This is a genomic window from Streptomyces sp. NPDC050704 (assembly GCF_040654355.1).
GTDB lineage: Bacteria > Actinomycetota > Actinomycetes > Streptomycetales > Streptomycetaceae > Streptomyces.
This window is the reverse complement of the sequence record NZ_JBFAHW010000107.1, coordinates 12927-35400: the sequence shown is the minus strand read 5'-3', so window position 1 is coordinate 35400 and position 22474 is coordinate 12927. Positions and strand designations below refer to the sequence as shown.

Sequence of the window (22474 nt, the reverse complement as noted above, 5' to 3'; positions counted from 1 at the left end):
CGTGCCGGACGGGTCGGTGACTTCCGGTGCGGTGTCCGGTGAAGGGTCACTCGGGTGCTCCGGCGCCCGCAGTTCGGCGCAGGCCGGCGCCGCTGCCGGGTGGGTGCCCGAGGCGGTCGGCGCACAGGTCAGGGTGACCGCGCGTTCGGGAGTGACGGCTGCCGCGCTTTCACCGTGGCCCACGGTGAACACCAGGGACGAGGGGGCGTAGAGCGCGGTCGGCGAGGGGGCGGCGAGGGCGGTTCCGGTGAGGGGTCCGCAGACGGCGGTGGCCGTCAGTGTGATCGTCGCTGCCCAACGCGCGGTGTTCGGCATTGTGTGCATCCTTCCGCTCGGTCGGTTGCCGGACCGGCTCGGTCGAGTGCCGGTCCGGCGGGTTCGGCGAGCGCGAGTCTGCCGAGTCCGGGACGGAAACTCACATCGACCCCACGCGTTTCAGTAACCTTGCGTATTGAATCAGTGGCGTGAAGTAACGGAATTCGAACGCACACACCCGGGAACCGAGCGGGCCCCGCGCCCCCGAATTGACACGCTGGCCGGATATGTACTGCTCGGCAATAGTCCTGAAACATTCCGCTTTCAGCTGAGGCCGCGGCCCTTGCCTCCACGCCGGAAGCGAGTAATCGTCATTACATGATTACAACGGAACAGCACGAGAAGCTGCGCGGCTGGTTCGCCGGCCGCCTGCCCGACGATCTCTTCGAGAACCTCAGCGAGTTGACGGTCGACCGCGAGGAGATCACCGTCATCGGCCGCATACCCGAGCCCCGGCTCGCCGAGGGCGCTTCGGACGCCGAGCGGAAGGCGGCTGTCGGGTCCCGCGTCCAGGAGTTCAGGGAGCGCACCCGCGATGCCCGGGTCGCCGTGGCCCGCGAGGCCGAGCACCGCTTCGGCAAGAAGGTCTCCTGGGGGGTGGAGTGCGGGGCCGAGCTCGCTCTGTTCACGCACGTCGCCGCGCCCGTCATGACCCGGCTCCGACAGCCCCAGCGGCAGGTGCTTGACACTCTGATCGCCGCCGGTGTGGCCCGCAGCCGTAGCGAGGCGCTCGCCTGGTGCGTACGACTCGTCGAGCGCCACGCGGACGACTGGCTCACCGAGCTGAGGGACTCCCTGGAGCATGTCCAGCGCGTGCGCGCACAGGGACCCGACTCACCGGCCCACGAACCCGAGGACACCCCGAACGACAACTCAAGCGACGACTGAAACGCCAACGCACGGGAAACGGTGGCGCATTCGTCCACTCGTGACCACATAGATGGATGGTTCGTCCACTGGTGCGGCCCGCGGCCTGCCCCATAACGTCGGCAGACCACCGCACCAAGGGACGGCCTCCCCGCGCTCCGCGTACCCCTGCGACAGCGACACGCCGTTCGACTCCCGCGTCACCGCGCGGTCCCCGCCCTCCGGGGTATCGGTACTTCGCTGGAGCCCCCTTGTCCCCGTCGCCCTCCTCGCGCCCCGCACCCTCCTCGCCCGAGAACTCCGCCGCCGCTCCCCCGCCGTCGCTCACCGAGATCGAGCCGTACGGTGTCGAGCGGATCCCCGACGCGGACCGCGGCGCGAGCCCTCTCGATCTCTTCCGGCTCGCCTTCGGCGGTGCCAACACGTTCTCGACGTGTGTCCTCGGGGCCTTCCCGATCCTCTTCGGCCTGTCCTTCTGGCAGGGGCTCGCGGCGACGCTTCTCGGGGTGCTCGCGGGTGCGCTGATCCTGTGTCCGATGGCTGTCTTCGGGCCGGTCAACGGCACCAACAACGCCGTCTCCTCCTCCGCCCACCTGGGTGTGCACGGCCGTGTCATCGGCTCGTTCCTGTCGCTGCTCACGGCGGTCGCGTTCTTCTCCCTCTCGGTGTGGAGTTCGGGCGACGCGCTGGTCGGCGGCGCGCACCGGCTCTTCGGCCTGGCGCGCGGCGACCTGTCGTACGTCGTCGCGTACGCGCTGTTCGCCGGTCTGGTGCTCGTGGTGTGCGTGTACGGGTTCCGCTTCATGCTGTTCGTCAACAAGATCGCGGTGGTCTCGGCGACCGTGCTGTTCCTGCTCGGCGCGGTGGCCTTCGCCGGGGACTTCGACCCCTCGTACGCAGGCATCTTCACCGACTCCGCGGATGCGGCGACGCGGGACCTGTTCTGGCCGTCGTTCATCGGCTCCGCGCTGATCGTGCTGTCGAACCCGGTGTCCTTCGGCGCGTTCCTCGGCGACTGGTCGCGCTACATCCCGGCGAGCACGCCGCACCGCAGGGTGATCGGAGCCGCGTTCCTGTCGCAGATCGCGACCCTGGTGCCGTTCGTCTTCGGACTGGCGACCGCGAGCATCATCGCGACCCAGGCCCCGAAGTACGTCGATCCCGCGGCACCCGACTTCGTGGGCGGTCTGCTGGCCGTCTCACCGAGCTGGTTCTTCCTGCCGGTGTGCCTGATCGCGCTGATCGGCGGCATGTCGACGGGCACGACAGCGCTGTACGGGACCGGGCTCGACTTCTCGTCCGTGTTCCCGCGTCTCTCCCGGGTACAGGCCACTGTGCTGATCGGGATGCTGTCCATCGCCTTCATCTTCGTCGGACGCTTCGGGTTCAACCTCGTACAGAGCATCTCGACGTTCGCCACGATGATCATCACGTGTACGACGCCGTGGATGGTCGTGATGATGCTGGGCTTCCTCACCCGGCGCGGCTGGTACGACCCCGATGCCCTCCAGGTCTTCAACCGGCGCCAGCGCGGCGGCCGTTACTGGTTCGCGCACGGCTGGAACTGGCGCGGCCTGACCGCCTGGTGGGTCTCCGCCGTCATCGGTGTCCTCTTCACCAACATCCCCGGCCAGTTCGTCGGCCCGCTCGGCGATCTGGCCGACGGCATCGACATCGGCCTGCCGCTCTCGCTGACCGTCTCCGCCGTCCTGTTCCTGACACTGCTGTGGCTCTTCCCCGAGCCACGGGCCGTGTACGGGCCGCAGGGCGCCCGGCTGGTCCGTACCGTCGACGTGCCGGTCCCGGAGATCACCGGGCCGGGCACCGAGGCCGACGAGGGCCGGCGGGTGCCGGTGGTCTAGGGCCTGTCGTCAAACTCCCGTCGTCCGCCCGGAGGGCGGGCCGGGCGGCGTCATGGGGGTCCCCCCGGTCGAGCGAAGTCGAGAGTGGGGGAGCGTGCTCTCGGCGTGCCGGGCGCAGACCCTCGTACTGGACGTACTTGGGTCTGTGCTCGGTGCGGCGAGTGGGGGCACCTCCCACGCCCTTAAGGCAGTGGGGGAGCGTGCATGGCGTCGCCCGGCAGGCGGGAATTTGACGACAGGCCCTAGGGCCCCAGCGAGCTCCTGACGGCGAAATCCGGACAGTGACCGCGACAGCGGGTTGCCGGGAAGAGGGGCTTCGTAGACTGCCCCGCCATGGGAGAGATCTACGAGCTGGGCGAGATCACCTGCCCGTCCGGTGAGTTGGTGGTCGTCGACGGTGGCCACCTGGGCATGTGGAGCGGTGAGCGTTCGCCGGCGCAGGTGGATCCGGGGGCGTTCGGTGTGCGGGATCCGGCGGTCGCCGCCGATGTGGCCGCCGCGACCGACTTCGCGATCCGCGGACCGGACGCCGACACCGCGGCCCACTCCTTCGACCGGCAGCCCGGCCGGGTCCTCCACGACATCCCGGCCTCCGGAGTGGCACGGCTGGCCGAGCTCTTCGACACGCACTGCCGCGAACACGGCCTCGACGCCCGGCTGGAGGCCTGCGCCCAACGGGTCCCGCACCGCGAGCGGGTGCGGCGGTGCTCGGCGCGGGGCGGCGGCTGCTTTCTGATGCACGGGGTGCCGGTCGCGGCGCTGGGCGGGCTTCCGCGCGAGCGGGCACTGCCCGTGCTGGCGTCCGGCGCCGGCATCGTGATCCCGGTCGAGCCGGCCCCCGCGGCCAAGACCGTGGAGCTCGGCAGCATCCGCGTCGACTGGGCCCGCCTGCTCTTCGGCGACGCCGACGCACTGAGCGACTGGCAGCACGACGAACCCGTGGACGGACTGGCCGACGTCGCCTTCTGGGGCGCCGCCGAGGAGGAAGCGGCGGCGGAGTTCGCGGCTCCCGCACTGGGCGAGCCCGGCGAGGACGGGCTCCGCGGCTGGACCGGTCTGTCGGTGCCCGAGGCGATGCGCCGGGCCTGCGCGCTCTTCGACTGGAAGGACGCCGATCCGCGACGGCGTCTGATGGTGGACTTCCGCCCGCACTCCCACCACTGGCAGGTCATGCGCGAGGTACGGGCCTCCGCTGTCGACGCGGGGACCGTCGAGGTGGGCGGCGCACGCATGCTGTGCACGATGACCGGCCAGGGCGACGGCTGGTTCCCGGTGTCCGCGGAGCTCGGTCCGGCGGGCGAACTGGTCGCCGTACGCGTCTCGTTCGCCTCCTGAGCCCGACCGCTCGCGGGATCCGCGCGTCCACGGTGGACGGATCTTGTTCCGGTCGCCAGGATCGTCGCAGGAACAGCGCGGTCGGAACAGCGCGGTCGGGAACAGCACGGTCGGCACGACGCGGTCTCACGGGCGAGAGGCGGAACGTACGGATGACGAAGCACTGGGCGGACTTCCAGTACGAGATCTATCTGAACGGCATGACGGGTGCGGTGCCCCGGCTGCCCACCGATCTGACGCGGCTGGAGGAACTGACCGAGCAGCGGCTCGGTCCCGGCCCGGTGGGCTATGTGGCGGGCAGCGCCGGCACCGGCAGTACGGCGCGGGCCAACCGGGAGGCACTCGACCGGCGCCGGATCGTGCCGCGCATGCTCCGTGACGTGCACGAACGCGACCTGTCCGTCGAGGTGTTGGGGCGTTCCCTGCCCGCACCCCTCGCGCTCGCGCCGGTCGGCGTCCTGTCGATCATGCACCCGGACGCCGAGTCCGCCGCCGCCCGGGCCGCCGCCGCGCAGGGAGTGCCGTACATCCTGTCCTCGGCCTCCAGCACCACCATGGAGGACGTCGCACAGGTCATGGGCGACGGGGAGCGCTGGTTCCAGCTGTACTGGGCGAAGGACCGCGAGGTCACGAGGAGCTTCCTGACCCGGGCGAAGGCGGCCGGGTACAGCACGCTGTTCGTCACGCTGGACACGCCGTTGCTCGCCTGGCGGCCGCGCGATCTGGACCAGGCGTATCTGCCGTTCCTGCACGGGGTGGGAACGGCGAACTACTTCTCCGACCCGGCGTTCCTGGCGGGCCTGGCCAAGCCGGTGCACGAGGATCCGAACGCGGCGGTCATGCACTTCGTGGGGATGTTCGCGGATCCCGCGAAGACCTGGCCGGATCTGGAGTTCCTGCGCGAGAACTGGGACGGTCCGATCGTGCTCAAGGGCGTCCTGCATCCGGACGACGCCCGCCGGGCCGTCACCGCCGGGATGGACGGCGTGGTCGTCTCCAACCACGGCGGCCGCCAGGTCGCCGGGGCCGTCGGCGCCGCCGACGCGCTGCCCAAGGTGGTCGAGGCCGCCGGCGACCGGCTCACCGTCCTCTTCGACAGCGGGATCCGCACCGGCGACGACATCTTCAAGGCGCTCGCGCTGGGCGCCGAGGCGGTGCTCGTCGGGCGTCCCTATGCCTATGGCCTCGGCCTCGACGGGCAGGCCGGCGTCGAGCACGTCATCCGCTGCCTGCTCGCCGAACTCGACCTCACCCTCGCCTTGTCGGGACACTCGGGCCCGGCGACCCTCGGCCCCGACGACCTCGCCGAGGAGCTCGCATGACCCCGCACTCCTCCCCCGCGGTCGAGAACGTCCTGGCCGTCATCTCACCCCATGTGGGCGGTCGTTCGATCGGAGCGGGTCTCGCCACGCTGTTCCCCGGGGAGACCCGCGTCACCGTCGTCGAGACGGCCGACGAGGACCCCGCCGCGCTGCGCGGGGCGAACGTCGTCATCACCGCCCTCGGCCCGGTCACCGCCGAGCACCTCGCGATGGCACCGGAGTTGCGGCTGGTCCAGTGCGCCAGTCACGGCTTCGACTACGTGGACGTCGCGGCCGCCCGCGCGCGGAACGTCCCCGTCTGCAACATCGGCTCCAGCGGCGCCGAGACGCAGAACGTCGCCGAGCAGACCTTCGCCCTGATGCTCGCCCTGGCCAAACAGTTGATACCGGCGCACACCGCGCTCGTCGAAGCCGACTGGGCGCTGCCGCGGCTCCAGCGCTCCATCACCGAGCTGTCCGGCAAGACCCTCGGTGTGATCGGGCTCGGCCACATCGGCAAGGAGGTCGCCCGCCGCGCGGTCGCGTTCGACATGACCGTCCTGTACGCGGGTCCGCGGTCCGTCGGCGCCCAGACCGAGGCCCGGCTCGGCGGCGCCCGTCATGTCGACCTCGACGAGTTGCTGCGTACCTCCGACTACGTCACGCTGCACGCGCCGCTCAACGACACGACCCGCCATCTCCTCGACGCCGGGAAGCTCGCGCTGCTCAAACCGACCGCGTTCGTGGTCAACACCGCGCGCGGCGCCCTGATCGACCAGGACGCCCTGGCCGACGCCCTCCGGTCGGGCGCCCTGGCCGGGGCGGGCATCGACGTCTTCGACCCCGAACCGCCCTCGCCGGACCTGCGCCTGCTCAAGGCTCCGAACGTCGTGCTCTCGCCGCACGTCGCCGGTGTCACCCGCGAGACGCTCGTCCGGATCGCGGTGGCCGCCGTCCAGAACGTCGCCGAGTTCCTGGCGGGCAAGCCACCGCGGGACGTCGTCTCGTAGGGCCCTCGGTGTCCCCCGTGGGCTTCCCGGCGTCTCGTGAGGTCCTCGGTCAGAGACCGAGGACCGTGATCACCTCGGGGACGTTGAGAAGCAGCGGCACGGCGGGCGGCGGTTCGGATTCGCCGACGTTCTCGGCGCGCCGCTCCGTGTAGGGCCCCGAGTCGGCCGGAGTCGGCGCCGGAGGCGTCCTGGACTCCTCGGCCGACGGCTTCGGGTCGCACGCCGGTTCCCGGCAGTCCGAGCCCGAGTCCGAGCCGGTGTTCGTGCCAGTGTCCGTGCCGGTGTTCGTGCCGCCGGGCGGCGGGTCGCTGACCGGCCGGCCGGACGGCGCACCCGTTCCGGCGATCGACAGGGACTCGGGGCTGGCCGTCGGCGTGATGTCGGTCAGCCAGCGCTGCTCGTCCGACCTGTCGCGGATCTTCGCCACCACCTCCGCGTCCGGGTCGTTGGAGGAGGGGGCGACGGCCAGCCCCTCCCGCCAGCGCGGCAGCAACTCGCCCTGCACGGTGAGGTCGTAGCGGACGTCGTCTCCCCGCTTGGCGGACGGGGCGGCGCAGGGACCGAGGACGACCACCCCCGCGTCCACGTGGGAGTCCAGGCACAGCTCGGGGTCGGCGACGCTGCGCAGGAGTCCGTCCTCCTCGTACGACCACTGCTGGGTCCGGGCCGTGGAGCACTCCGCCAGCCTGGTCCCGGTACCCGACTTCGCCCTGCCGTCCTTGATGTCGAGGCAGAGATCCGCGGCGAGGTTGCGCAGCCGGGTCTGGAAGGGAGCCGTGGGGAGTCCGGTCGAGTCGGGCGGGGACGAGGACCTGGCGGGCGGGGCCTGGCCGCCCGGGCTGGGAGTGAGGCTGCCGGAGGCACCGGCCGAGGCCGAGGGGTCGGCGCCACCGTCGTCCTGCGACGACAGGGTGGAGATCAGGACGGTGGCGAGCAGCGCCGCCGAGACCAGGCCCGCTCCGGTCAGGAGGGCCTTCGAGTGCCGCTGGCCCGGCGAGGAGTGTCGGCCGCCCCGTCTCGCGGAGAGCTGGGACAGCAGCCGAGGGCGGCCGCCGCCGCCCGGGCGCCGGCCGTTGTACCGGCCGGGGCGGGCCGCCGAGTGGCCGCGGCCCGGCCGTGAGTCGAGATAGCGGCGGGCACCCCAGCCAAGGACCGCTTCGGCGAGCAGCCCCCCGAGACCGCCGAGACCGCTCTCGAAATGGCTGAGCTGCTCGGCGGCGTAACGGCAGAAACGACACACCAACAGATGTTGCTGCACATCGGGGAGCAAGGCGCCGCCGCGCCGAATCGGAACATCCAGCAGACGGTTGTAGTGGCGGCAATCCTTGTTCGGCGCGAGTTCACGGTGGGCCCGTACACAGCCCTCCCGGAATTGCTCGCGCGCCTGCTCGAGTGCGGCCGACGCCATGTCGGGATCCATGCCCAACAGACCGGCTGGTACGGATATGTGCTCACCCTCGACCTCGGTGTGCCACAGCACGCACTGGGCGAGTCCCGGGAGTGCCTCGAATGACCGCTCGGCGAGCTTGCGATTTTCCGGCGTCATGGACTTCGTCGCCCGCATACCGCGGCCGCCGGCGGGTTTCCGGAGATCGGGCAGCACCGCGGATATGCGGTCCTCCGCGGACCATGCCTTGACCGTGTCCCGTACCGCCACCAGGAGTTGGGGCCGCAGCGCGACGGCGGACCCGGCGCGTCTGAGGCGCTCCAGGACCTGCTGGAAGGCGGCGGCCGTGACCATCGAGGCGACGTTCGCCGAGGAAGCCAGGCAGATGACCGCGTAGTCATGCGTCGGCTGCCAGTGCCGCGCGAGGAGCAGCGCGACGGAGTGGGTGAGCTCGCCCTCCGGCTGCGCCCGCAGGAGAGCCGCGAGGCTCTCGTCGGATTCCCCGGGAGTGGCAGTGGGAGTGGGAGCGGCGCGAGGCGGAAATGAGGGACGGGGCGGGTGGGGGGTGTGCACTGAGCGGTTTCCTTCCAAGGCACAAGGTGGCACACAGGAGTTCTGACCGCCGAAAAGGAGCTCCTGGTTGGTGCATACCTTTTTGGCTTGGCGCACGGTAAAACGGCCGGGACGTCGACCCCTCGATGACCGTCGACCGAGAGCCTTTTGGGCCCGGCGGCGCGATGAAATCCCGAGTAGCGAATCAGACCTGGCCTTTGGCCATGTGCGAGGAAGTTCACCCTTGCACAAAACTCTCACACCCAACAAGGCACTTGAGCGACTTGAGCAACATCTGCGCACTGAAGGAAAGTCAGCACCGGCATCGGCGAACGGGCTCAGGTCGCACCGGCTTTCGAAATGTCATGCGCCCCGTGTGAACCGCGTGCACACGCCGGTGCCCCTCGCACGCTCCCGGCGCACGGAACTCCGCAGTGCACTGGTACCGGCCCTCCTCGAAGGCCCCGCGCCGGACGGCGGCTCTCCCGCGCGAAACCGGCCGCCGACCCCGATCCTCCCGCCCTCGGTCGGCGGCCCCGAGGGCGGGTCGGCCCGCGCGGCGGCGCCGGTGGACCCGCGCGTGTTTTTGGACCGCGACCACGCGTTCGGACCGCGACGGCGACGGATCGGCCCCGCGGCGAGTCGCGGCGTGGCTCAGATCTGCCAGGAACGCAGCCGGTCGGCCGCCGCGAAGACGTCCGCCTTTCCGGACATCAGATCGCGGGCGAGGTCGACGAGGGCGCCATACGGAGGGTCGATTCCGACACCGCTCACGAACATGTACGAGACCGCCGTCGCGCAGGCGAAGCGGGCGTTGGCGGAGGGAAGCGGCTTCAGCAGCGCCAGCGTGTGCAGCAGCGCCGCGGCGCGCCATGCCGGGTCCGAGTCCACGCCGAGCCGGGGCGGATCCACCCGGTGCCGGGCCACGGCCGCGACGAGCACGGAGAAGTCGTTGACGGTCGGCTGGTCGGGCAGGACCTCTTCGTGCCGCTGGAGCAGCCAGGGCACGTCGATATGGATGACGGAGGCCATGGGTCAGGCGGCCCGCCCCTCGCCCTTGGTGGGTTCGTCCTCCGGAAAGGCCGCGGCGAACTCGTCCGCGTGCGCCGCGAAGAACCGGCGGAAGACGTCCGCGCCTTCCTGCAGTGCTCGGTGCCGCACGATGTCGGCCGCGGCCGCCTCACGAACCAGGGCCTTCATCGACGTACCGCGCTCCTTGGCGATCTGCCGCAGATCCTCGAGCTCGCGCTCGCTGAATTCCACGTTGAGAGCTGGCATACCCTCACGGTACCGCTCAGGTACTTACTCGTAAATACTTGCAGGTCAGATGCCCTGCCCGGCGGTACCTGAGAGCGCGGATCCCATCGAGTCGGTACCCGCCCGAACGGCCGCCGCCCCGGTCCCGGGGTCGCCACGGCGTGACGCCGGGATCTTCGCGTGAGACGTACGTCACATTTCGCCGCCAGGATGTCACATTCGGACCCCCTTCGGGCCTCGCAGTGGTGAGCGCACCACACGGGAGGCAGGCAATGTCCGAAAGCACGGCGTCCGGGGCCGACACCGCTACACAGGTGTTCGTCGACCACCGCGAGCTGCTGTTCGCGATCGTCTACAACATCCTCGGGAGCGTCGCCGACACCGAGGACGTGCTCCAGGACACCTGGGTGTCGTGGTCGGGCCGCGCCCGTCGTTCCCCTCTCGACGGGATCGACGGGATCGACAACCCGCGCGCCTATCTGGTCCGCATCGCGGTGAACCACGCGCTCGGGCGGCGCGCCGCCCTGACCCGCCGCCGCGAGACGTACGTGGGTGCGTGGCTCCCGGATCCCCTGCTCGACGAGCCCGGCCCCGACGACTCCGCAGGCCACACCCTGCGCGCGGAGTCGGTCTCACTGGCGATGCTCGTGGTCCTGGAGTCCCTCACGCCGCTGGAACGGGCGGTGTTCGTCCTCAACGAGGTGTTCGGCTACGCCCACACGGAGATCGCGGAGGTCATCGGCCGCAGCCCCGCGGCGGTACGCCAGCTCGCGCATCGGGCCCGCGGGCACGTGCACGCCCGGCGCCCGCTGTACGAGGCCCATCCACGGGTGCGGAGGGAGGCGACGGAACGGTTCGTGGCGGCCGCGCTCGGCGGGGACATCGGCGCGCTGATGGAGATCCTCGCGCCGGACGTGACGGTGTGGACCGACGGCGGCGGCAACCGCCGTGCGGCGGGGCTGCGGCCGGTGCACGGCCGGGACAAGGTGGCCCGCATGCTGGCCGGTTTCGCGACGCGCCGCGAGACACACCTCGACATCCGCTACCGCCGGGTCAACGGCGACGACTCCGCGGTGATCTTCGAGGGCGGGGCGCCGTACGCCGTCATGGTCATGGACCTCACCCCGGAGGGCGACCGGGTATCCGGCGTCTACATCGTGTCCAACCCCGACAAGCTCACGCACCTGCACAAGGGCGGGACCGGCAAGACCGAGAACGAGGAGGGAGCCGCATGACGGCCACCGAACGACCTGCCGCCGAGGCGCCCGCCGGGCGGCGTACGGACCAGGAGGCGTCGTCCGGGCAGCGCGTGGCCGACTGGTTCGACGGCCGGCTCGGCACCCACACCCTGGGCAGGCGGTATCTGCGCAAGGTCTTCCCGGACCACTGGTCGTTCCTGCTCGGGGAGATCTGCCTCTGGAGCTTCGTCGTACTGATCCTGACCGGCGTCTATCTGACGCTGTTCTTCCATCCCTCGATGAACGAGGTGATGTACAACGGCAGTTATGTCCCACTGAACGGCGTGCGGATGTCGGAGGCGTATGCCTCGACGCTGGACATCAGCTTCGACGTGCGGGGCGGCCTGCTGATCCGGCAGATGCACCACTGGGCGGCGTTGATCTTCATCGCCGGGATGCTCATGCACATGATGCGGCACTTCTTCACGGGCTCGTTCCGCAAGCCCCGTGAGGTCAACTGGCTGTTCGGCTGGACGCTGCTGTTCCTCGGCCTGTTCGAGGGGCTCTTCGGCTACTCGCTGCCGGACGATCTGCTGTCCGGCACCGGGATGCGGTTCGTGGACGGGGCGATCCTGTCGGTGCCGGTCATCGGGACGTATCTGTCGTTTTTCATCTTCGGCGGCGAGTTCCCCGGGCACGACATCATCGCCCGCTTCTACTCCCTGCACATCCTGGTGATTCCCGGGATCATGGCGGCCCTGCTGGTCGCCCATCTGATCCTGGTCTTCTACCACAAGCACACACAGTTCCCCGGGCCGGGGAAGACCGAACGGAACGTCGTGGGCGCGCCGTTCATGCCGGTCTACATGGCCAAGGCGGGCGGTTTCTTCTTCCTCGTCTTCGGAGTGATCGCGCTCATCTCGGCGATCGCGACGATCAACCCGGTCTGGGCGTACGGCCCTTATCGCGCCGACCAGGTGTCCACGGGAGCCCAACCTGACTGGTATCTGGGCTTCGCGGAGGGCCTGGTACGCATCATGCCGGGCTGGGAGATCAACGTCGCCGGTCACACCCTGGTCCTCGGCGTGCTGATCCCGATCGTGGTCTTCCCGCTCCTCCTGCTCTTCATCGGCGTCTATCCGTTCCTGGAATCGTGGATCACCGGCGACAAGCGCGAGCACCATCTGCTGGACCGGCCGCGCAACCGGCCGATCCGCACGTCCATCGGCACCGCATGGATCAGCGTCTACCTCATCCTGCTCGCGGGCGGCGGCAACGACATCGTGGCCACCCGCTTCCATCTGTCGATCAACACGGTCACCTGGGCGGTCCGGATCGCCGTCTTCGTCGTCCCGGTCCTCGTCTTCGTCGCGACCCGGCGCATCTGCCTCGGTCTCCAACGCCGGGACCGCGAGCTGGTGTTGCACGGCCGCGAGACCGGCGTCATCAAGCGCCTGCCGCACGGTGAGTTCGTCGAGGTGCACAAGCCGCTCTCCGCCGCCGAGCTGCACACCCTCACCCGGCACGAGCAGCCGCGGCCGCTCGAACTCGGCCCGGCGCGGGACGCGAACGGCGTGCCGGGCCCGGACGGCCGGGCCCGGCGCCTGCGGGTCCTGCTGTCCCGCGGGCTGTACGGCGACGGGACGCAGGTGGCCAAGCCGACGGCCGAGGAGTACGAGGCACACCAGGAAGCCCACCGGGTCAGCGAGCCGGGACCTCCAGACGGCTGATCCGCAGGGCGCCCCGGGCCTCGTCCGGGTAGCGGCTCGTCATGGTGAGCCGGAGCCGACTGCCGCGTACGGCGTCGAAGGTGATCACCGTCGGTGCGTCGGACGCGGTGGCCCAGTCGGTCTCGGCGCCCTTCACGGGCCGGTAGCGGTGGCCGTCCCAGTACGCGACCTCGACCGTGGCGGGCAGGGCGTGTGTCGTCGCGTCCACGGTGAAGGAGACCTCGACCCGGTCGAAGGCGCGGGCACGGGCCCACTCGACGGACACCCAGTCCTCCTCGCGTGCGCCGTTGAAGGCGGGGAGCAGCGGTGTGGCCGCCTTGTAGAAGGCGTTGGACCAGCCGGTGGCCGGGTCGCCGTCGACCATCGCGGCGGGCAGCGTGTCCGGGCGGCCCGAGTAACTGGCTTCGGCCAGCGGGTAGTTCGGGGCACCCGGACCCGGGTCGGGAGCAAAGTCGGCCGCTGGGGTCACGACTTTCGAGCGCGCGACGGTGGTGCGTACGGTCACGGTCGCCGTCCGCAGTCCCGCCGAGCGCGCCCGGACCGTGAGCCTGCCGGCCCCGGTGCCGGAGCGGACGATCGCGAGGGCCTTTCCGTGGAAGGCCGTTCGGGTGCTCGCCTGGTAGCGCTCGGCGCTCTCCTCACGGCCGTTGTCGAGCCCGGCGAGTGATCCGCCGTCGGCCTCGAAGGCGATGGAGTGGTCGGCGCCGGGCACGATCACGCCACGGGCGTCGACCACCTCCGCGGTCACGAAGCACAGGGAACGGCCGTCGGCCGCAAGGGACTTGCGGTCGGCCGTGAGGCGCAGCGCGTGCGGCTTCCCGGCGGTGCGCAGGACATCCGTGGCCACGGTCCTGCCGTCACGCCGGGCCACCGCCTTCAGCTCGCCAGGCGCGAACGGCACCTTCCAGGTGAGGTGCAGCTTGCCCGCGCTGCCGTTCGGACTGGTGTAACTGCCGGGCCAGGGACCGCCGGTGACGGTCTTGTCGTCCCCGGTCGCCTCGGTGGTCTCCAGATAGGCACGTCCGTCGGTGGTCTTCTTCTCGTCGAACTTCCTTGTGCCCAGCGACTTTCCGTTGAGGTAGAGCTCGACCGTCTCCACGTTGGAGTAGGCCCAGACCTCCACGGTGTCGCCCGGCCGGTGGTCGGTCCAGTCCATAGGGAGCAGGTGGACCATGGGTTGGTCGGTCCACTGGCTCTTGAAGAGGTGGTACATGTCCTTGGGGAAGCCGGCCGTGTCCACCGCACCGAAGAAGGACGCCTTCACAGGGAACACGTCGTAGGGCGTCGGCTCCCCGATGTAGTCGATCCCCGACCACAGGAACTCGCCGGTGAACCACTTCCGGTCCCGGTCCTTCTTCAGCCCGTATTCGCCGCTCATCGTCCAGGAGGCGAGGTTGTTGTCGTACGAGGACGTCGCGCGCCTGCCCGGCGTGTAGTTCTCACCCGTGTTGAGGTGCTCCGGCTCCTGGTACGTCCCCCGGGTGGAGGTCTCGGACGAGGACTCCGACTCAAAGAGGAAGAGGTGCGGATAGCGGGCGTGCAGGGCGTCGACCGAGGCGGCGGTGTTGTAGTTGAGGCCGAGCCCGTCGATCTTGGCGAGCATCAGGTCGGCCGCCGAGCCGACGGCCGGCAGGCTGCGGTACTTGTCGGAGCCGATCACGATCGGCCGGGCCGGGTCGAGTCGTCGTACGTCGTCGATGAGCCGGTCGGCCATGGCGAGACCGGCGGTCGAGGTCGAGTCGGGGATCTCGTTGCCGATGGACCACATGATGACGGCCGGCGAGTTGCGGGCAGCCAGCACCATCTCCCCGATGTCCCGGTCGGACCACTCGTCGAAGAAGCGGCCGTAGTCGTACCTGTTCTTGCCGCGCCGCCAGCAGTCGAAGGCCTCCACGATCATCACGATGCCGAGCCGCTCGCAGGCCTCGATGACCTCGGGTGCGGGCGGATTGTGCGCGGTGCGCAGGGCGTTGACGCCCATGCTCCGCATGATGACCAACTGCCGCTCCACGGCGTCCGCGCTCACGGCGGCGCCGAGCGCGCCGAGGTCGTGGTGGAGGTTGACGCCGCGGAGTTTGACGGGGACGCCGTTGAGGGTCATTCCGTCGTCGGGGTCGAGCACGACGTGCCGGATACCGAAGGGGGTGCGGTAGGTGTCGGCGGTCCGGCCGCCGACGCGGAGTTCGGTCAGCAGGGTGTACCGGTGCGGGGTGTCGAAGGACCACACCTTCGGTTTTCTCACGGCCAGTTGGTGGGTCTCGGTGCCCGTGTCCCCGACCTCGATCGTGGTCGTCTCCCGGGCCACCGTACGACCCTCGGGGTCGACGACCGCGGATCTGACCTCGACCTGTCTCGCGGTGCCCGACGCGTTCACGACGCTCGTCCGCACCCGTACGAGCGCGCTGTCCCTGCCGATCTCCGGGGTCGTCACATCCGTCCCCCACCGCTCGACGTGCACCGGCTCGGTGACAACCAGGCGGGCTTCGCGGTAGATCCCGCTGCCCGAGTACCAGCGGCTGCTGGGGAGTTGGTTCTGGATCTTGACGGCGATGACATTGGGGGTGGTGCCGTCCGTGTGCAGCTCGTCGGTGAGGTCGAGGGCGAACCCCGTGTAGCCGTAGGGGTGTTGGCCGACGAGCTTGCCGTTGCAGTAGACGTACGAGTCCATGTAGACGCCGTCGAACTCGACCGAGATCCGCTTCCCCTCGTAGGCACGCGGCAGGGTGAAGGCGAGGCGGTACCAGCCGAGGCCGCCGGGGAGGAAGCCGGTGCCGCTGGTGGTGCTGTGCTCGGTGGTGGGGGTGAGTTCGATGCTCCAGTCGTGCGGCACGGCGATCCGACGCCACTTCGAGTCGTCGTAGTCGGGCTCCGCGGCCCGGGCGTACGCGCCGGTGGGGTCGGTGATGCCGGACGGGTTGACGAGCGCGAAGCGCCAGCCGTCGCGCAGCGGTACGGTCCGCCCTCCGGTGGCGGCGCGGGCCCGGGGCGCGGCCTGTTCGGCGGCCCCTGCGCCGGAGGTGCCCGTGAGGACCACCGGAGCCGCTGTGCCTGCGATCAGTACCGACCTGCGAGTCACCGTCATGGCGGTCTTCCTTCTCGTCAAGAGCCCACGTTCGCTCACAACTGTCCAGGAACTAACAGATTCTGACGGTGTGACACACATGAGCGTCAAGACTCCGGTAAGCGCTTTCCGTCCCTCGCGTCACAACGGCTTGAATCCCACGGTGGCGGTGGGACCCGGGAACGCGGCCGGTGTCCGTGTGCCGGGCCGGTGTGCCATGTGCGGAGGACCTCGACGCACTACGCTGGAACCCAAGTGACGCACCTGTCACGGTGAGTGTGCGCAAATGGAGTGGCGTCGATGGCGAGCCACAACGAAACAGCGGGCGACGGCCCGGGCTATCCGTTCGACGAGACCGCCACGGCACGGGCCGTCATCGACGGCGACGGCGTTCTCGTCGAGTGGAGCGAAGGCGCCCGGCGTCTGCTCGGCCATGCGTCGGCCGACGTCGTGGGCCGCCCCGCGGCCGACCTGCTGGCGCCGGACGCCGAGTTCGTACGGCCCTCGTCGGCCGACAATCGCTGGAGCGGCGGTCTGGCACTGCTTCACCGGGACGGCCGGACCCTCGATGTGTGGCTGCTCGCGCACCGGCGGCGACCCGAGCTCGGCGACCGCAGCGACTGGCTCGTCGTCTCCGCGCTGGAGAGCGAGGACCGGCGGGCGCCGGACGATCCCCTGAACACCGCGCTCCTGGAACAGTCGCCCTGCGCCACGGCCGTCTACGACGAGCGGCTGAGACTGCACCGGATCAACGCGGTGATGGCCGACGAGGTCAGCCTCCCGCAGGAGCGCATCCGCGGGCTGCGGGTCCCCGAGATCGGCGGCAGACCCCAGAGCGCGGAGCTGGAGAAGCACTTGCTCCGGGTGCTCCTTTCCGGTCGGCGGGAGGACGTGGAGACGTACGGGCGGGCGGGCAGTGACGACCGGGCGCAGGCCTGGCTGGCGCGGATCGCGCCGATCAGGGACGCCGAGGGGAAGGTGCGCGGCGTCTGTATGACCGCCCACGACCTCACCAAGCAGTACCAGGCCAGACAGCGCCTCCAGCTCGTCAACGAGGCGAGCATCCGCATCGGCACCACCCTGGATGTCACCCGTACGGCTCAGGAGCTGGCCGACGTGTGCGTGCCCGCGCTGGCCGACTTCGTGAGCGTCGATCTCATGGACCCGCTGGACCACGGCGGCGAACCGTACTCAGGGCCGCTGTCCGCCCCCGTGAGCCTGCGCCGCGCCGCCCACCGGTCGGTGAACGCCGGCAATCCCGAGGCGGTGGTCAAGCTGGGTCAGGTCGACGTCTACCCCGCCTCCTCGCCGCAGGCCGACTCCTTGCTGGCCGGCCGGCCCATCGTGGCCACGGATCCCGCGACCACGCTCTCGGAGTGGCTCGCCTGGGACCCGGTGCGCGGCGAGCGCGTCAGGGAGTACGGCATCCACACGACGATGTCCGTGCCCGTCCGGGCCCGGGGCGCGACGCTGGGCGTCGCCGTCTTCACCCGGTTCCGGCGCCCCGAACCCTTCACCTCCGACGACGTCCTGCTCGCCGAGGAGGTCACGGCCAGGGCGGCCGTCTGCATCGACAACGCCCGCCGCTTCTCCCGCGAGCGCGAGACCGCGATCGCCCTGCAGCGCAGCCTGCTGCCCCGGACCCTGCCGCGCACGGCCGCCGTCGAGGCGGCCTCGCGCTATCTCCCGGCGGCGCGGGCCGGTGTCGGCGGCGACTGGTTCGACGTGATCCCGCTGTCCGGGATGCGGGTCGCCATGGTCGTCGGTGACGTCGTCGGCCACGGAGTGCAGGCATCGGCCACCATGGGACGGCTGCGGACCGCCGTGCGCACCCTCGCCGACATCGACCTGGCCCCGGACGAACTGCTGACCCACCTCGACGACCTGGTCGTGCGCCTCTCCGAGGAGGCGGGCGGTGAAGGAACCACCGGCGAGGTCGGCGCCACCTGCCTGTACGCGGTGTACGACCCGGTCACCCGCCGGTGCGTTCTCGCCCGGGCCGGCCATCCGCCACCGATGATGCTCCCGCCGGACGGCCCGCCCCGGGAGATCGACGTATCGCCCGGTCCTCCGCTGGGCCTGGGCGGGCTGCCGTTCGAGTCGACCGAACTCACACTCCGCGAGGGCACCGTGCTCGCCCTCTACACCGACGGCCTGATCGAGAGCCGCGAGCGGGACCTCGACGACAGCCACCGGCTGCTGCGCCAGGCGCTGGCGCGAGCCGGCGGTTCCCTCGACGAGACCTGCCACGACATCCTTCAGTCGCTGCTCCCGCCGACCGGCGCGTCCGACGACGTGGCCCTGCTGCTCGCCCGTACGAAAGGGCTGCCGACCTCCCAGGTGGCGACCTGGGACATCCCCGCCGATCCCTCTCTCGTCGCCCCGATACGCAAGCAGGTCGTCCGGCAGCTGGACACCTGGCAGCTCACCGAGGCGGCGTTCACCACCGAACTCGTGGTCAGCGAACTCGTCACCAACGCCATCCGCTACGGCGAACGCCCCATCCGGCTGCGGCTCATCCACGACGACACCACACTGATCGTCGAGGTCTCCGACTCCAGCCACACCGCCCCGCACCTGCGCCGCGCCAAGATCTTCGACGAGGGCGGCCGCGGCCTGCTGCTGGTCGCCCAGCTCACTCAGCGCTGGGGCAGCCGCCACACCACCGAGGGCAAGACGATCTGGGCGGAGCTGACGCTGGGCGAGGAGTGACGCCCGTCAGCGGCCGCCGTACCCTCCCCCGTACCCTCCGCCGCCATACCCTCCTCCGTATCCACCGCCGCCATATCCGCCGCCGTATCCACCGCCGCCATCGGACCCGGCGGGCCAGCAGTAGTAGCCGTAGCACGCCCAACTGGGCGTGGGGGTGGGGGTCGTGGGCCGGGGAGTCGGGGACGCCTCGGAAGGCGTGGGCTTCGGTTCGGGCGACGGGGCGCGGGTGGGCTCGGGCCGGGCGCTTCGGACGGGCTCGGTTCTGTCGCCGTTGGTGTACGACGTGATCCACTCCATCTGGAGCGAGTCGACCGAGGTGTCGAACTCCCAGCGCTGGGCCGGGCTGTCGTCACGTGCCTTGAGGACGAGACCCGTCTCCTCGTCACCCGAGACGGGCGCAAGCGCGAGGTCAGACTTCCCGAAGGGCACCAGATTCCCCTCGTCGGTGAAGTCGTAGTGGACGCCCGCCTGATCCTTCTTGTCCTGATCCTTCTTGGCCTGATCCTCGTCGTCCTGATCCTTCTCGACCTCGCACGGACCCAGGCGGACCGAGTAGGCGAGCCGGGAGTCGAGGCACAGGTCCGAATCGGCCACGCTTCTCAGCAGGCCGTCGCTCTCGTACGACCACTGCTGGCGCTGCGAGGAGGTGCAGGTGGCGAGGACGGCCTCCGAGCCCTCGGCCGCCTTGCCTTCGGCGATGCCGACACAGTCACCGCTCGCGACATTGCGGAGGCGGCCGCTCAGCGCGGCGGGCTGCGAGTCGCCCGTGTCGACCCTCGACGGCAGGCCGGGGTCCTCGGCGGACGTCCCGCTGTCCGCGGAAGAGGGGCGCCGATCGTCGTCCCCGCCGCTGGACCACAGACCGAGCGGCACCAGGACGGAACCGCTCACGGCGAGCACGGCCAGGGCCAGATTCCGTCGGCGGCGCGGGGAGCGCCGCCCCACCCCGGCGGCGCGGGCGTCGGCGTGCGGCGGCAGCCGCACCGCGTGGCGAGGACCGGTACCCCGGGGCGGGGCCGCAGTCGGGTGCGGGCCGGCGGCCGGAGAGAGGCCGGTGACCGGGTTCGGGTCGGCCGCCGGGTACCGGCCGGTGCCCTGGCGGGAGCCGACGCCCGGGTACGCGCCGGTGGCCCCGTGAGTCCTCATGTCCGGGTGGGGCCCCATGCCCGGGCGGGAGCCGGTGCCCGCGTAAGGACCGTGGTCCGGGTGAAGTCCCGTGCCCGGGTAGGGGCCGGTACCCGGATGAAGTTCAGGGGCCTGGTGAGGATCGGTACCGGGGTCGGTGGTCACGACCGGGCCCGCCTGCGTCTCCTGGATTCCGGTCCGGCGGCCGGGCCGGGATTCGAGGTAGGGCTGTGCCGCCCACCCGAGCACGCCCTCGGCCAACAGGACGGCCAGCCTGCCGACGGACTGGTTCAGCTGGTCGGCCGTGCCCTGGCAGTGCGCGCAGTCGGCCACGTGCTGCCGCAGATCGGGGTCGACGGTGCCGCCGACGCGCCGGAGCGACACGTCCAGCAGCCGGCTGTAACGGCGGCACTCCTCGTCGGGGGCGACTTCGCGATGGATCTCCAGGCAGTTCTGGCGCAGGAGTTGCCGTGCCCGCTCCAGTTCCACGGGGGCGTCCTCGACGGCGAGACCGAGCAGGCCGGCGGGTATCGCGAGGTCTTCGGCCTCGACTTCGGCGTGCCACAGAATGCAGCGCGTGGGCTCCGGCAACCGCTGGAACGCCCGGGCCACCAGCCGCCGGTTCTCCGGCGGGAGAAGCCGCGCCGCGGCCCGGCCCCCGTCGTCCGGTCCGGACTGCAGCTCGGGGTGCAGCAGTTCCCGTCGTTTGTCCGCGTCCCATTCGCCCGCGATGCGGCGCACGGTGACCAGCAACTGCGGCCGCCATGCCGCCTTCGGTCCGGCCTGCCGAACGGATTCCCCGAAGAGCCGGGTGAATGCGGCGGTGGTCAGCATTCCGGCGTACTGCGCACCGTTCGTGCACAGCCTCGCGTACGAGAAGACCGCCACCCAGTGCCGGGCCAACAGTTCCCCGGCCGGATAGTGGGCCGGCCGTTTGCCCGGCCCCTTCTTCAGGTCCGCCGTGAGCCGTTCGTCCGTCGCTTCGAACAGGCTGCCGGTTACTGGGGAATTCGACGGGGTGACGTCGCTCACGTGCACTTTCCTCCAAAGCCCTGCAGAAATAGTCCATACCAAGGGGTACGGAATTTCTCTGCACGCTGACAAGTGCACCTTTGCACAACACACCGCTCCGGAACAAGAGAACGCTCTCAACCCCCATTTCCCAAGGGCCCTCTATCTTGTTGACAAAGCGTCAGCCAAAGCGCGCGACAAGCGATTCGGAATGCCGTGCCACCAAGTTACCTGGAGTAAGTACCGATTTGACATCAGTGGTGATCCCGACGGGGCCCCGAATTTCGTTGGAATATGCAACCCAGCAGTGAACCGGAAGGGCTCGGCAGCGGCGCACCCAGGACCCCCCTTCACCTTCGCGACGGGCGCTCTGATTCCATTGAATGACACCGATAATCACTTCATGGAGAACCGGACTCTTGAGTTCCGTACTTGCGACAGCCCTTTCCGCCGTTCTGCTCGCGGCGCTTCTGACCTGCGCCGTGATCCGCCCGTTCGGTCTGCCGGAGGCCGCCGTGGCGGTTCCGGCCGCGGGCGTGGTGATGGCGACCGGCGCCATCCCGCTCGACCACGCGCGCGCCGAGGCCGAGTTGCTCGGACCGGTCGTGGGCTTCCTCGCCGCGGTGCTCGTGCTCGCCAAGCTCTGCGACGACGAGGGGCTCTTCCAGGCGTGCGGAGCCTGGCTGGCCCGTACGTCGAAAGGACGGCCCAAGCGGCTGCTGGCCGCCAACTTCCTTCTCGCGTCGGCCGTCACGGCCGTACTGAGCCTGGACGCCACCGTCGTCCTGCTCACCCCAGTCGTGTTCGCCACCGTGGCACGGCTGGGCGTCCGGCCGAAGCCGCACGCGTACGCCTGCGCCCATCTGTCGAACACGGCGTCGCTGCTGCTGCCCGTCTCGAACCTCACCAATCTGCTCGCGTTCACGGCCGGCGGTCTGAGCTTCGCCCGGTTCGCCGCACTGATGGGGCCCGCCTGGGTCGTCGCCATCGGCGCCGAGTACCTGGTCTTCCGGCGCTTCTTCGCCGCCGACCTGGCGGGCGACGACCCGAAGCCGTCCGCCGCCGAGCCCGTCCGGTACGCCGAACCCGCCGCACCGGCTACATCAGCCGCACCGGCCGAAGTGCCGGTGTTCGCACTGGTCACCGTCGCCTGCACGCTCGCGGGCTTCGTCGTGGCGTCCGCGCTGGGCATCGAGCCCGCCTGGGCGGCACTGGCCGGCGCGCTGACCCTTTCCGGCCGCGCACTGATCCGCGGGCGCACCACACCGCTCGCCGTCGTACGGGCCACCTCGGTGTCCTTCCTCGCCTTCGTGCTGGCTCTGGGGATCGTGGTGCGTGCCGTGGTCGACAACGGCCTCGCGGACGCCCTCGGCCACCTGGTACCCGACTCGGCGAGCCTGTCCGCGCTGCTCGGCATCGCGATCCTCGCCGCCGTCCTGGCGAACCTCATCAACAACCTGCCGGCGGTCCTGGTCCTGCTCCCGCTGGCCGCGGCCAGCGGCCCGGGCCCCGTCCTCGCCGTACTGCTCGGGGTGAACATCGGCCCCAACCTCACCTACGCCGGTTCCCTGGCCACCCTTCTGTGGCGGCGGATCGTGCGCCGGCACCAACACGAGGTCGATCTCTGGGAGTTCACCAGGCTCGGCCTGCTCACCGTGCCCGCCGCACTGATCCCGGCCGTGGCGGCTCTGTGGGTCTCGCTCCACACGTACGGGAGCTGACGCGCCCACCCGACGCACCTCGGCCAGGTCGTGCGCGGAGCATTGACGGT

15 protein-coding genes are annotated in these 22474 nt (G+C 70.5%); 9 read left to right on the top strand and 6 right to left on the bottom strand.

Features of this window, described 5'->3' with window-relative positions:
- Nucleotides 1–315: SSI family serine proteinase inhibitor (locus AB0I18_RS40610; RefSeq protein ID WP_363110774.1), on the bottom strand; the 315-nt coding region annotated here is incomplete at its 3' end.
- 318 nt (nt 316–633) lie between these two features.
- On the opposite strand from AB0I18_RS40610, the gene AB0I18_RS40605 reads away from it, so the two are divergent.
- From AB0I18_RS40605 to AB0I18_RS40585, 5 genes are all read left to right on the top strand, one after another.
- A complete protein-coding gene (locus AB0I18_RS40605) occupies nt 634–1203 on the top strand; it encodes a hypothetical protein (protein ID WP_363110773.1) in 570 nt (189 codons plus the stop codon).
- A 230-nt stretch (nt 1204–1433) separates the two neighbouring features.
- Nucleotides 1434–3044 (top strand): cytosine permease, encoded by a 1611-nt coding sequence (locus AB0I18_RS40600; protein WP_363110772.1) that lies wholly within the window; start codon nt 1434–1436, stop codon nt 3042–3044.
- 333 nt (nt 3045–3377) lie between these two features.
- Nucleotides 3378–4379, top strand: coding sequence for a hypothetical protein (locus tag AB0I18_RS40595; RefSeq protein ID WP_363110771.1), 1002 nt, complete (start codon nt 3378–3380; stop codon nt 4377–4379).
- A gap of 152 nt (nt 4380–4531) precedes the next feature.
- Nucleotides 4532–5701: a lactate 2-monooxygenase gene (locus AB0I18_RS40590; RefSeq protein ID WP_363110770.1), complete on the top strand. Its 1170-nt coding sequence runs from the start codon at nt 4532–4534 to the stop codon at nt 5699–5701.
- On the top strand, nt 5698–6690 hold the full coding sequence (locus tag AB0I18_RS40585) for an NAD(P)-dependent oxidoreductase (protein WP_363110769.1): 993 nt from the start codon (nt 5698–5700) through the stop codon (nt 6688–6690). The genes AB0I18_RS40590 and AB0I18_RS40585 overlap by 4 nt, the downstream gene beginning before the upstream one ends.
- 49 nt (nt 6691–6739) lie before the next feature.
- Here AB0I18_RS40585 and AB0I18_RS40580 read toward each other — a convergent pair whose 3' ends face one another.
- The 3 genes from AB0I18_RS40580 to AB0I18_RS40570 all read right to left on the bottom strand — a co-directional run bounded on the left by AB0I18_RS40580 (nt 6740) and on the right by AB0I18_RS40570 (nt 9907).
- Nucleotides 6740–8650, bottom strand: a complete 1911-nt coding sequence (locus tag AB0I18_RS40580; RefSeq protein ID WP_363110768.1) for an RICIN domain-containing protein — start codon at nt 8648–8650, stop codon at nt 6740–6742.
- Nucleotides 8651–9283: 633 nt separating this feature from the next.
- The gene (locus AB0I18_RS40575; protein WP_363110767.1) at nt 9284–9661 is read right to left on the bottom strand and encodes a toxin Doc; all 378 of its coding nucleotides are present in this window, start codon (nt 9659–9661) and stop codon (nt 9284–9286) included.
- Between the two features lie 3 nt (nt 9662–9664).
- Entirely contained in the window at nt 9665–9907 is a 243-nt protein-coding gene (locus tag AB0I18_RS40570) for a hypothetical protein (RefSeq protein ID WP_363110766.1), read from the bottom strand.
- Nucleotides 9908–10158: 251 nt separating this feature from the next.
- On the opposite strand from AB0I18_RS40570, the gene sigJ reads away from it, so the two are divergent.
- Complete coding sequence (sigJ, locus tag AB0I18_RS40565) at nt 10159–11121, top strand: RNA polymerase sigma factor SigJ (protein ID WP_363110765.1); 963 nt, start codon at nt 10159–10161, stop codon at nt 11119–11121.
- A complete protein-coding gene (locus AB0I18_RS40560) occupies nt 11118–12794 on the top strand; it encodes a cytochrome bc complex cytochrome b subunit (RefSeq protein WP_363110764.1) in 1677 nt (558 codons plus the stop codon). Before sigJ ends, AB0I18_RS40560 begins: the two co-directional genes overlap by 4 nt.
- On the opposite strand, the gene AB0I18_RS40555 is transcribed toward AB0I18_RS40560, so the two are convergent.
- Nucleotides 12766–15876 (bottom strand): glycoside hydrolase family 2 TIM barrel-domain containing protein, encoded by a 3111-nt coding sequence (locus AB0I18_RS40555; protein ID WP_363110763.1) that lies wholly within the window; start codon nt 15874–15876, stop codon nt 12766–12768. The genes AB0I18_RS40560 and AB0I18_RS40555 overlap by 29 nt on opposite strands.
- Nucleotides 15877–16155: 279 nt before the next feature.
- Between AB0I18_RS40555 and AB0I18_RS40550 the strand changes: the two genes are divergently transcribed.
- Nucleotides 16156–18567 carry a SpoIIE family protein phosphatase gene (locus AB0I18_RS40550; RefSeq protein ID WP_363110762.1) on the top strand — a complete coding sequence of 804 codons (2412 nt, stop codon included), beginning with the start codon at nt 16156–16158 and terminating at the stop codon, nt 18565–18567.
- A 6-nt stretch (nt 18568–18573) separates the two neighbouring features.
- Here the strand turns inward: AB0I18_RS40550 and AB0I18_RS40545 are convergent, their stop codons facing one another.
- On the bottom strand, nt 18574–20526 hold the full coding sequence (locus AB0I18_RS40545; RefSeq protein ID WP_363110775.1) for a ricin-type beta-trefoil lectin domain protein: 1953 nt from the start codon (nt 20524–20526) through the stop codon (nt 18574–18576).
- Between the two features lie 560 nt (nt 20527–21086).
- On the opposite strand from AB0I18_RS40545, the gene AB0I18_RS40540 reads away from it, so the two are divergent.
- Nucleotides 21087–22424: an SLC13 family permease gene (locus tag AB0I18_RS40540; protein WP_363110761.1), complete on the top strand. Its 1338-nt coding sequence runs from the start codon at nt 21087–21089 to the stop codon at nt 22422–22424.
- Nucleotides 22425–22474 lie beyond the last annotated feature (50 nt).